Below are 11,948 nucleotides of genomic sequence, written 5' to 3' on the forward strand. Positions count from 1 at the left end.
CTTTACATGCTTATAAAAACTGCATCAATAATTGAATTAACTCACTTTGCCGATGCGTTTTGGTTTTCTTGAAAATCGCTTGTAGATGTTTTTTGACAGTATCAGCCTGAATATCGTGTGAGAGAGCAATTTCTTTGGTGGTTTTACCCTCAAGTAATTGCTCACATATTTTGTGTTCTACAGGTGTGAACATAAAAAGCTGAGTACATATTTCTCGTTGATATTTAGGTTTATGTTTTAAACCAGAAAATGTGGCGAGTAAAACTGGACGTAGACCAAAAATCTTGTGAGTTTTTTCTGGACTTAATAAATCCAGTGTTAAGAATAAATGATCATCAACCATCATAATTTTGCTACGTTCAGCGTAGCTTAAGTCATGATGGCGCTTATGTTGGCGTTCTAGCTCAATCAGGTTTAACTCAAATTGTTGTTGGCTACTATCATTAAATACAAAACGACGTTGTTTGATTTGGATCAGTTTACTATTTTCCAATAGCTGTTTTGCTTCTGTATTTAATTCAAGAATATCTCCATTCAAATTAATAATCGCAATTGGCTGATTCATTTTTTGAATTAATTGTGACCCGAGTAAGGTCATTGTCGAGTATTCAAAATGATGTCGATATTGTTGAATTTTCTGCTGTAGTATCGGTAATAATTCATAAATCGGCTGTAATTCAGAACAACTCAAAGCACCTCGTTCGGGGCTAGTCAAAAATGAAAGTATGATACAAACTTTATGATCATAAAGAATTTGTATTGCTGAACAAAAACGTAAATTTAGAGGTTTTAATACTTGTTGATAGACTTGAGTTTGAAGAATTTCATCTTCTGTGAAATGTTGAAAACAATGCATCCAACCTTGCATTGGAGCCACTAACATTTTGTTTAAGCGAGGATCATCATCTATATCTAAACGAATTTGTTTTAGTGCGGCTTGTTCAAGTTGATGTTCATCAAAATCAACGCCATGATGAACACTAAAAGATAGCGCTTGTACTTCAAGATCAACTGCGAGTAGTTGAGAGGCTTGTAGATTAAAATGTTGATTCAGTTGTTCTAATAAAATAATCCAATCATCAGCATGCTGCACCTTATTTAAGATTTCCATGACAGTGCTTTGTTGGCTTAGATCCATTCAAAAATCTCATTAAAATAAATAGAATACATTTCCATGTAGTTTATATGGGTTTTAATTAAATGAAATCAGTAACTGAAATATATTCTAGTTTTATTTATACAATTTGATGAGATGAATCATTTGAAAGAAAAAATTGAATAAACTTTACGGTTTGATAAAAATGCCTAAGCCTTATCAAAGCCTAGGCGAGATTGAATTTAACAACGTCCTTTTTTAGCCTGTCCTGGAGGACAAAAATCACCATGACGATCATGGTGATTGTCTGGGTCAACAATCCACGCTGCCATGAGGAGTATGCACTGCACAGGCAGATAAGCTAAATGTGATTAAAGTACTGAAGCAAAGCGGTATTATTTTCATCATTACATCCTATTTTTATTGCTTTCTTATTTACTTTAAATTGATCCAAACTTTTCGACTAGCGTAATGACGCATGTTTTGAATAGAGATTTGAATCATTCGACTGTACGTAAAATAGTTCTAAATCCCACATGGGTTGCTGCCAAATCAAACTCTTGTGGATAACGACTACTGTTTCGATAGCGGGCGCAAAAGTTGGAGGCACATAAAAAAGAACCGCCTTTAAGTACATATTGCGTTGCGGTACTATTTTTTTGACGCAGTTCCGCATAATTACCCATGTGTTGATCATGTGCGCCGTGATAAGCAGAAGAGGTCCATTCCCAGACATTGCCAATCATATCGAATAACTTAAAAGCATTAGAAGGATAACAGCCGACAGGCGCCACACTTTGAAAATGGTCCTCAACGCTATTCTGGAAAGGAAACTCACCTTGCCAATAATTGGCTTGTGGATGTTGATGTGTATCTTGTGGCGCTTGGTGTAAAGGAGTATCGCTTTTCGAACCTGCTTTGGCGGCATATTCCCATTCTTGCTCAGTAGGTAAATCCCGACCTAACCAAACAGCATAGTGCTCAGCATCATTTTTAGTGACATAGCGAACAGGTTCAGAAGGAAGAGGGGCTTGACCTGCTGCACCATTAGGATTTTTCCATGTGTAATCTGATTTCAGCTGCCACCATTGGTTTGGAGTGTTCACATTCGGTGAAAATACCGCAGCCTGTTTTTGTTTTTCTGCATCGGTGATGTAGTTTGTAGCTTTCACAAAACTAGAAAATTGGGCAACCGTCACTTCAGTTTGGTCAATCCAAAAACCATCTACTTGACGTTGTGGTTTGCCAAAATTCAATTCATCAGGATAGGCAAGATTTGAACCCAGTTGAAACGAACCTTTAGGAACCCACACCATCCCAGAGGTTTTACTGTTTTGCCATGCATTGGGTAAGCCTGAATATTGTTGGCATTGTTGTAATGTGCCAAGTTGTGTCTGTGTCTGTGTCTGTGTCTGTGTCTGTGTCTGTGTCTGTGTCTGTGTCGTGGTTTGGGTATGTGGATGACGGCTATCAGGCGTAACTTTACTACAGCCTGTCACAAGGGACAGGCTACAGATTGATGCGAATAAGAAAATAAACTTCATTTAATGTTGTATTCCTTGACGCCATTTTGTTGGGTGTATTGGTTATACACATTCACCAATTCTTGTAACTTGGCTGGATTATCCTGAGCAAGGTTTTGGGTTTCTCCGCGATCATTTTTGAGGTTATACAATTCCCAAGACCCAGTTCCTAGCTCTGATTTGCCTTGTAATGCAATTTTCCAGTCGCCTTGACGAGCATATTTACTACCATGTAGTTCATCTGCGAAATTAAAGTTCACTGGGCGAATGGCTTGGGCTTTATTGTCGAGTACAGGTTTCCATGAATAACCGCTTGGCGTATTGATTTGACGGCCTTTGTATTGACCTTGTGGGACGGCAATATTTGCGTAGTCGAGCACGGTTGGGAACACATCCAATACTGAGGCAAAACCATGATGCGTGGCTTGAGCCTTGGTTTGATAGGGTAGTTTTACAATTGCAGGTGCGGTAGTTGCACCTTCGCCCGCTGTATCTTTCCATAAATGAAATGGCGCAGCGCTGACTTCTGCCCAGCGTGGTCCAACATAGTGATAAGAGCTTGATGTACCTACGTTATTTACGCTGTTATCAAAACCTGATTCCGCTCCATAATTGCCACGAATAAAGCCTTCTGCACCATTATCCGAAACGAAGAAGATTAAGGTATTGTCATATAGATTATTACGTTTCAGATATTGAATCACACGACCAATATTGGCATCCAAATTTTCGACCATGCCTGCATAGATTTCCATTCTGCGCGCTTCTAAAGCTTTTTGCTCAGTTGAAAGCTCATTCCACTTGCCATATTTTTGCGGTACATTTTGTGTGGCGATTGGTTCAGCTGCTTTAAAGTTTGTTGGAATTAATCCGAGTTGTTTTTGGCGGGCTATGCGTGCATCGCGGATTACATCATAGCCTGCATCATAAACCCCACGATAACGGTCACGATATTCAGCGGGTGCTTGCAAAGGCCAATGTGGTGCGGTGTAAGCAGCATAGGCAAAGAACGGCTTGCCTGAGTTTTTACCTGATTCTAGATAGCTGATCAGTTTGTCGGTGAAGTAGTTGGTAGAGAAGAAATCATCAGGTAAGGATGAAATCGGAACTTGTTTGCCGTCTTCTGTATAAGTTGCATTACGCTTATAGGCATTCGGTGATTGTTTAAAATGTAGATCTAAGCCTTGTAATAGGGTAAATGAATGATCAAAACCTTTGGCATGTGCATTGGTTGCATCGGTTAAACCCAAGTGCCATTTACCACTGATATAGGTTCGGTAGCCATTGTCTTTCAATACTTCTGCAATAGAGAGAGAACGCTCATTCAAATAGCCCTCATAACCAGCTTGACCTTTTAGATGCTTAGGTGTGAGTTCAGCCATTGCACCAATTCCCGCTAGATGATGGTCAGTCCCCGAAATCAATTGCGAGCGTGTTGGTGAGCAGGTCGGGGCAGTATGATAATCCGTTAAAATACGACCTGCTCGGGTTAGTTCATCAATATTTGGTGTATGAATTTCCCCACCAAAAGAGCCTAAATCGGAATAGCCCAAATCATCTGCCATGATGAACAAAATATTGGGTTGCTTCTTGGTTTCAACCACAGTATTTGAATTATCAGAATCATTGCTGCAAGCTGAAATTGACAAGCTAAATAATGCAATAGAAAGTGTGCTAAGGAGACAGTTACGAGACATTAGAATCGACTTAATTTTATAGAAGAATTATGGCGAGTTTAGAGCGATGATTTTTATGATAAAAATAATTAAAATTTGATTATTAATCTTAAAAAAAGAAAAGCCCCAAAAAAGGGGCATGTATGATAAAAATTAAAATGGTATTTGAGTGAGTTGATTTAAAAAGTGCGGCAGTACTTTAGGTTCTAATAAAATTGTCATGACAACACCATACGCTGCTCCCCATAAGTGAGCACTATGGTTGATATTTGTGTTGCCTCTTTTGCCAGACCAAATACTATAAGCGACATATAAAATGGCAAAAATAATCGCAGGAACGGGAATAAAGAAAACGAAAATGAGCTTCCATGGTTGAAACAGAATATAAGCAAACAATACTGCAGAAACAGCACCAGACGCACCTAAACTTGCCCAATGAATATCATGTCGATGTTTAAAATAACTTGGTAAAATTGCTGCAATTAATCCACCTAAATAAAATAAGACAAAGCCTGTGTCATAAAAAAACTGACGATAAAAGCTTTCTATAATATTGCCAAAGAAGAACAGCGTGATCATGTTAAAGAGTAAATGAGTACCATCAGCATGAACAAAACCATGTGTGATAAAGCGGTCATACTGTCCACGTTGCAGTGCAGGTGGCCAAAAAATTAAACGATTCATCACCGTTTGATTTGAGAAGGCTAACAAGGAAATCACAACTGTAATGATGATCAGTGTCACAGTATGACTAAAGGGTAGATGTAACATAAATGTTTTAAAATTGATCAGTGTCTTAGCAATAATGCCATCAAAAACTTAATAAACAATGATCTTGCATAGAATTCCTACAAAAATGGTTGATTTTTTTTTATTACACTCCATCTTCGGTTAAGATAACGACATCAGCTTGAGGAATATTGTTATGTCGACTGAGAACACCAACACTGCCATTGCAGAAGAAATCCCAAACCTTTTGATTACTCCCTCTGCGCAAGAGTATTTAAGTGATTTATTATCAAAGCAAAATACTCCAGGGATTGGCGTTCGTGTTTTTGTAGAGCATCCAGGTACACCGCGTGCAGAATGTTGTATGGCATATAGCGCACCTGATGAAGTGGTACCAACAGACTACAAACAGGAATATCCTGATTTTCCTGCTTATGTTGATGCACCATCCATTCCATATTTATTAGATGCTGTCATTGACTACAACAAAGATCGTTTTGGTGGTCAATTAACTTTCCGTGCACCAAATTCGAAAGTGCCACGTGTTGGCCCAGATGCATCAATTGAAGAACGAATTACCTATATTTTACAATCTGAGATCAATCCAGGTTTAGAAGGTCATGGCGGTAATTGTAGTTTAGTTGAAGTAAAAGATGATCCTGAGCATGGTCTTACAGCTGTGTTAAAATTTGGTGGTGGTTGCCAAGGTTGCTCAGCGATTGATGTTACCCTTAAACAAGGTGTTGAAACGACTTTACAACAGCATGTTCCAGAATTAAAGCGTGTGGTTGACCAAACTGATCACTCTCAGTCAGAGGGTGCGTACTTCAAGTAATAAAACTTGAAATTTATTGCATTATAAAAGCCCTGAATAGGGCTTTTTTTATTGTTTATTTAGTCAAATTTTATTTGATCATTATGTTCGTGAATGTGTAAGTTGAATTAAATAATGAAAATACAAATAATAATTATTATCATTTATATTGAGTTTTATTGTTTCTTTGTTAGAATCTAGCGTAGTTTTTTAGCAAATCTTATGATTTATCTTAATTAGGTGGGAATATGTCTAATAAAATAGCACGCCATACATTACTCGCGACTTCGATTCTGAGTGGCATGATGACGTTTGCATATGCAGCAGAAACTACAGTTAATCAAAGTGGATTGGTTGAAAAATCAAATGAAAACGATGTTGTTAAACTGGAGACAATTGTTCTAACAGCAGAGGAACAAATTAAACAATCTCTCGGAGTTTCTAAGATCACTGCCGAAGATTTAGAAAAAATTCCAGTACGTAATGATATTTCTGAATACGTTCGTCGTATGCCAGGCGTTAACTTAACAGGGAATAGTGCAACAGGTCAGCGTGGAAATAATCGTCAAATTGATATTCGTGGTATGGGGCCTGAGAATACACTCATTTTGATTGATGGAAAGCCTGTTTCCTCACGTAACTCTGTACGCTATGGTTGGAAAGGAGAGCGTGACACACGGGGAGATTCAAATTGGGTACCAGTAGAAGCAATCGAGTCTATTGAGGTTTTACGAGGTCCAGCAGCAGCTCGTTATGGTTCTGGAGCGGCGGGTGGTGTCGTCAATATTATTACTAAGAAAGTAACGAATGAGACACATGGTTCCATTGAGCTATATAGCAATCAACCTGAAGATTCAAAAGAAGGCGATTCTACTCGAGCAAGTTTCAATCTAAGTGGTCCAATCATTAAAGACATTTTATCTTATCGTTTATATGGTAATTACAATAAAACTGATGCAGATGCAGTAGATATTAATAAATCAATTGGCAGTCAGGCTGCTGGTCGAGAAGGGGTTAAAAATAAAGATATTGCTGGGCGCTTAGCTTGGCAAGCAACTGATGAACAAACAGTATTGCTTGATATTTCTTCTGGTCGCCAAGGCAATATTTATTCTGGAGACTCTCAATTAAATTCAAATGCAGAAACCGATCCAATTCTTTCTCAACTTATCGGGAAAGAAACCAATACCATGTATCGAGATAGCTTGGCGCTAACTCATGAAGGAGATTGGGATTGGGGCAAAAGCAAATTGGTTGCGCAGTACGATAAAACACGTAATAAAAGACTTCCAGAGGGTTTAGCAGGAAGTGTTGAAGGAAAAATTAATAATTTAAATGATCGTGTTACATCTAAACTAGACACTTTTAGATTGAATGGTGAGCTAAATATTCCACTTGAGTATTATCTACCCCAAGCATTGACCTTAGGTGTCGAATGGGTGGAAGATAAATTCACTGATCGGACTTCTACAATACAAGGCAAGGATCAAAGTGGTGCTGGCTATGGCGATCAGCTTGCTAAAGGTGATCGTAGTAAAATGGAATCACGAATTGCATCGGCATATATTGAAGATAATTTCAAACTTACAGATATGACCGATGTTGTGGTCGGTTTACGTTTTGATGATCACAGTAAATCAGGCTCAAACTGGAGTCCAAGTTTAAACATAACGCAAAAACTAAATGATCATTTTACTTTGAAAGGGGGGATTGCCAAAGCCTATAAAGCCCCGAATATGTACCAAAATGCTGAAGGTTATTTATTAAGTACCAATGGTAATGGTTGTCCAGCAAATATTGCTTCGCGCTGTTTATTACAAGGTAATGGCGATTTAAAACCAGAAACTTCAATCAACAAAGAAATTGGGATTCAATTCCAAAAAGATGTTGTGAATGCTAGCTTAGCTTGGTTCCGTAATGATTATAAAAATAAGATTGTTGCTGGAACAGACATTGTTGGGACTGTGAATGGTTCAAGTACAAGTGCAAATGGAGGGGTTACGCAAACGACTTGGAATATTCTTCGTTGGGATAATACACCAGAGGCATTGATTCAAGGGTTTGAAGGGAGTTTAGGACTAGATTATGGCAATATCCGCTGGACCAACAATTTCACTTATATGATGGACTCTAAGGATAAGAAAACAGGAAATCCTTTGTCACTTGTTCCAAAGTATACGATTAACTCAATTTTCGATTATGACATTACGGATCAATTGGATGTGAATTTTGTTTACACTCAATATGGTCGTCAAAAATCACGTCAATTCGCAGAAAATAGGATTGAAGCAGGTGTGGGTTCAGGTGGTACAAGTAGTGCGATTAAGCCAAGTGATGTAAAAAGTTATAGCTTAGTCGGTTTAAATATGGGCTATAAATTTAACAGTCAATTCAGCACTCGTCTTGGTGTAAGTAATTTATTTGATAAACAAATTTTAAGAGATAGTAACTCAATCAGTCAAACATATAACGAACCGGGGCGGGCTTATTATGCAAGTTTAAAATATTCATTCTAAGCAAACAACGATAAAGCAAGGCACTTTAAGTGCCTTGTTTTTTTAGTATTTCATTGACTTGTTCTGAGTAATAAAATTTTTCTAGATGTGCGCGTGCACGTTGTTTTAAATATCCAGTTTGAATCACTTGCTGTAGCACGGGCGTGAGTAAGTTATTTAATTCATTCTGAATTAAATCTTCATCAATATTTAGATCACGCAGTAACAAATCGAAAGTTCTCTCTTGGTTTCTTGCGTACCACGCATAGACTCCATCATGAATCTGCTGTTTCAAGTAAGGCGTTTGGCGAATATGATCCCAAATTTCATGACCTAATCCCACGGTTTTAGGTAAGTCTTGAACTTCAAAGTAGTTTCGTAATACTGAAATCGGCATCAGTTTAATTTTATGCCAAAGATTTGCTTGGAAGTGATAGAGCTTGTCATCATTAAAATGTTGATTTAAAACTCTTTCACTCATTTGGCTGATCTTTAAAATATTCTTTTGTAAATAATGTCCAATGGTCTCATTGAGATTTGAATCTGTGACTGACTCTAAAACGGATTTACCCATTTTCATAAAATGCCCTACGCCAGGAACGCGTTTAGACATGACTGAATTATCTAGATAATCTTGAATTGAATGCTGGATAAGCTGCGTAATCAAGGCTGAAAAGGCTGGATTATTGACGATAGTTTGAATTAAACGTTGCCGATGTCCCGCTTTTCCTGCAACGTATTGTGCAATTGAGTCGATGGTCAATACAGGAATAACCTCTTCAATCCTGGTGGTATCATTGAGTGGATGAATGAGAGCGAAACGAATATGTTCAGCAATTTGCTCAATTAAAAATGAACTGGCTGGCGTAGCGAGAATTTGTTTCTCGATCAGTTTAAATATTTGTTCAAATGACCAAATATGTTGTAGTTGTTGTAAACGTAACCAATGATAGAACTGTTTAAATTCATATTGAATGGTTTCTGATTGTGCAAACTCTTGATCTAGAAAATCAAGTTGTGCATCTATTAATTGTTCTATCATTGGATGTTTAGACATAAAATCTCAAATTCTTAATTAAGTTTATGGTGAAGGGGCAGTTGCAGGCTTTTGTGTTTGGATCTTGCTCAAGAACGGTAAATATTGTTGAACGACCAATTGATCTGCTTCCAAGATGGGCATATGCCCCACATTATCTAAAATCACAGGTGCTTGCGCATTTTTCAATAATGATTTTAACTCAGGTGCTACTTCGACATTAATAATTTTATCTTGCTTACCCCATAAAATCAGGGTGGGAGCATCAATTGATTTTGCAAGCAGAGCAAAAGAATCTGGAGTAAACAATTTATTGAGTGCGATCACTTGATCTACCATCTTCTGTGTTTGCTCAACTTGACCAATCATCATTTTTTCCTGTGCTTGAGCAATTTCTTTTGGAATAAATGGCGGAGCATACATCGCCTGTTGCGTCAAGAAATTAAAGTCACCTTTTTTACTGACGATCATATTTTTCACATGGTTCGGATCTTTGAGATAAGGTGTTGTTGCTGACTTATATACACCTGCCGCATCAACCAAGAATAGGCTTTTCGTTTCAAAAGGATATTGACCTGCGTATAGCATTGCAATCGATCCACCAAGTGAGTGACCTGCAATATGTGCTGGACCTGTCAAATTTGCGGCTTCGATAAAACGACGTAATTTTTCAGTCACATTCGGAACTGAATAATCAAAGTCTTTAGGAACTTGCGTTTCGCCACTTGCAGGTAAGTCAGGGATAATAACATGGTAATTTGCCGTTAATGCATGTGCGACACGATTCCAGTTATCACGACTACCTGCTAAACCGTGAATTAAAATGACGATCGGTTTTCCTGCTTGACCACCTTCACTATATGACCACGTAATATCGCCCACTTTTAATGTCTTGGTTTGTAAGCCAGCCCAAGTACGTTCTTGTTGTAATAAGTTTTGAAAACTCATTTCTATTTCAGCAGCTTGAGTAGAACTTACAGCAATAGTTGCTAAGCTGAATGAGAGCAAAGTGGCAGTGATCGTTTTTCGGAATGGTGTTGAAAACAGTGTTTTGGTCATGATTGTTCTATCCTTGATTTATTTTTAAACCAATTGATTATTCTAGAAGTTTGGAGTGGAGTCATTTGCATAATCTACAGATGTATGGAAATTCTTGCCAATGAAATCATAAATTTTCCACGATTTAACTGATTAAAAGATTACTCATCAATGATGATAGTTTCTATTTTTGTCAGTGACTTTCGAAGATGCGCACATTAAACTATTTGCTCATGTCAATCATAGATGGATGTACGCATGCTCACCGCTCAAGAAGCCTTAGAACGTTTAAAATCTGGTAATGCTCGTTTTGTTAAAGGGGAAACGACCCAGCAAAAATTGCTCACTCACCAAGAGCGTGCTGAAATGGCAAGTGAACAAAATCCTTTTGCTATCGTCTTAGGATGTTCTGATTCGCGTGTACCTGCCGAAATGGTATTTGATCAAGGTTTAGGTGATTTATTCGTTATCCGAGTTGCTGGAAATATTGTTGCACCCTCTCAGGTTGGTAGCGTTGAATTTGCAGCAGAGCGTTATGATTGTGCAGTCGTCGTCGTATTAGGTCATAGTCACTGTGGTGCAATTCAAGCAACCATTGGTACTCTAATGAATCCTGATCAACCGCCGTCATCAAATTTGATGTCGATTGTGAACCGAGTACGTCCTTCAGTAGAAATTTTGATGCAAACTGACTTAAAAGATGATTTGAAAAAATTATCTGCACATGCAGTTCGCTCAAATGTATTTGCTTCTGTTAATCAATTACGTCATGGATCAACCGTGTTAGAAAACTTAATTGAAAAAGGTAAAATGATCGTGGTTGGGGCAGAATATTCGCTTGAAACAGGTGAAGTGACGTTCTTTGATTTTTAATTAAAATCGAAGACTCTAAAAAATAAGAGGTGCCTAAAGGGCACCTTTTATATAGGGATAAGCCAAATTTAACAGGATAGGTTGGGCTTTGGCGTTTGGGTGAATTTGATCATTTTGGATTAAATGTTTATGTCCCGCGACACCTTCGAGGAAGAAGGGAAGTAATTTGATTTTAAATTGCTGACTTACAACTTTATAATTATTTTCAAAAGCTGTGCTATAGGCTGTCCCATAATTTGGTGGTATTTTCATACCGAACAGTAAAACTGAAGCTTTCTGTTTTTGGCTGAGTTGTACCAATTCTGCTAAATTTTTTTGAATCATTTGGGGCGGTTGACCACGTAAGCCATCATTTCCACCTAACTCAATTACAACAATTTCAGGCTGATAAGTTTGTAATAATTTAGGCAATCTTGCCAAAGCACCACTTGTAGTTTCACCACTGACACTTGCATTGACCACTTTATGCTGTTTCGGATACTGTTGATCTAAACGCTGTTGTAATAGGTTTACCCAGCCTTGTTTGGCATCTATGCCATAACCTGCACTGAGACTGTCACCCAAAATTAAAATAGTCTTTGCTGAAACGAGTGTTGGTAATACGCCAATCGTGATGATTCCAAATGTTTTGGATAGCGAAAATAAAACTTTAGATATTTGCATTGCAC

10 protein-coding genes and 1 pseudogene are annotated in these 11,948 nt (G+C 37.9%); 3 read left to right on the top strand and 8 right to left on the bottom strand.

The annotated features are described in order from the left end of the window. Nucleotides 1-10 precede the first annotated feature (10 nt). From O1450_RS04410 to O1450_RS04430, 5 genes and pseudogenes are all read right to left on the bottom strand, one after another. On the bottom strand, nt 11-1,138 hold the full coding sequence (locus O1450_RS04410) for a helix-turn-helix transcriptional regulator (protein ID WP_269229836.1): 1,128 nt from the start codon (nt 1,136-1,138) through the stop codon (nt 11-13). A gap of 200 nt (nt 1,139-1,338) precedes the next feature. Next, a pseudogene (locus O1450_RS04415) lies at nt 1,339-1,501 on the bottom strand (hypothetical protein). A 95-nt stretch (nt 1,502-1,596) separates the two neighbouring features. After that, nucleotides 1,597-2,640 (bottom strand): formylglycine-generating enzyme family protein, encoded by a 1,044-nt coding sequence (locus O1450_RS04420; RefSeq protein ID WP_269229837.1) that lies wholly within the window; start codon nt 2,638-2,640, stop codon nt 1,597-1,599. Then, nucleotides 2,637-4,316: an arylsulfatase gene (locus O1450_RS04425; RefSeq protein WP_269229838.1), complete on the bottom strand. Its 1,680-nt coding sequence runs from the start codon at nt 4,314-4,316 to the stop codon at nt 2,637-2,639. Before O1450_RS04425 ends, O1450_RS04420 begins: the two co-directional genes overlap by 4 nt. Before the next feature lie 132 nt (nt 4,317-4,448). Next, nucleotides 4,449-5,066, bottom strand: a complete 618-nt coding sequence (locus O1450_RS04430; RefSeq protein ID WP_269229839.1) for a rhomboid family intramembrane serine protease — start codon at nt 5,064-5,066, stop codon at nt 4,449-4,451. 154 nt (nt 5,067-5,220) lie between these two features. On the opposite strand from O1450_RS04430, the gene nfuA reads away from it, so the two are divergent. Continuing rightward, on the top strand, nt 5,221-5,859 hold the full coding sequence (gene nfuA / locus O1450_RS04435; RefSeq protein ID WP_004663326.1) for a Fe-S biogenesis protein NfuA: 639 nt from the start codon (nt 5,221-5,223) through the stop codon (nt 5,857-5,859). A gap of 227 nt (nt 5,860-6,086) precedes the next feature. Beyond that, nucleotides 6,087-8,354 carry a TonB-dependent siderophore receptor gene (locus O1450_RS04440; RefSeq protein WP_269229840.1) on the top strand — a complete coding sequence of 756 codons (2,268 nt, stop codon included), beginning with the start codon at nt 6,087-6,089 and terminating at the stop codon, nt 8,352-8,354. Nucleotides 8,355-8,379: 25 nt separating this feature from the next. Here O1450_RS04440 and O1450_RS04445 read toward each other — a convergent pair whose 3' ends face one another. Both O1450_RS04445 and O1450_RS04450 read right to left on the bottom strand, forming a co-directional pair. Then, nucleotides 8,380-9,390: a hypothetical protein gene (locus tag O1450_RS04445; RefSeq protein WP_269229841.1), complete on the bottom strand. Its 1,011-nt coding sequence runs from the start codon at nt 9,388-9,390 to the stop codon at nt 8,380-8,382. A 24-nt stretch (nt 9,391-9,414) separates the two neighbouring features. Next, nucleotides 9,415-10,428 (bottom strand): alpha/beta fold hydrolase, encoded by a 1,014-nt coding sequence (locus O1450_RS04450; protein ID WP_269229842.1) that lies wholly within the window; start codon nt 10,426-10,428, stop codon nt 9,415-9,417. A 237-nt stretch (nt 10,429-10,665) separates the two neighbouring features. On the opposite strand from O1450_RS04450, the gene O1450_RS04455 reads away from it, so the two are divergent. After that, on the top strand, nt 10,666-11,280 hold the full coding sequence (locus tag O1450_RS04455; RefSeq protein ID WP_269229843.1) for a carbonic anhydrase: 615 nt from the start codon (nt 10,666-10,668) through the stop codon (nt 11,278-11,280). Nucleotides 11,281-11,313: 33 nt separating this feature from the next. Here O1450_RS04455 and O1450_RS04460 read toward each other — a convergent pair whose 3' ends face one another. Then, nucleotides 11,314-11,943: an arylesterase gene (locus O1450_RS04460; RefSeq protein WP_269229844.1), complete on the bottom strand. Its 630-nt coding sequence runs from the start codon at nt 11,941-11,943 to the stop codon at nt 11,314-11,316. Between the last annotated feature and the right edge of the window lie 5 nt (nt 11,944-11,948).

Origin of the sequence: Acinetobacter sp. TR11, assembly GCF_027105035.1 — a bacterium.
GTDB lineage: Bacteria > Pseudomonadota > Gammaproteobacteria > Pseudomonadales > Moraxellaceae > Acinetobacter.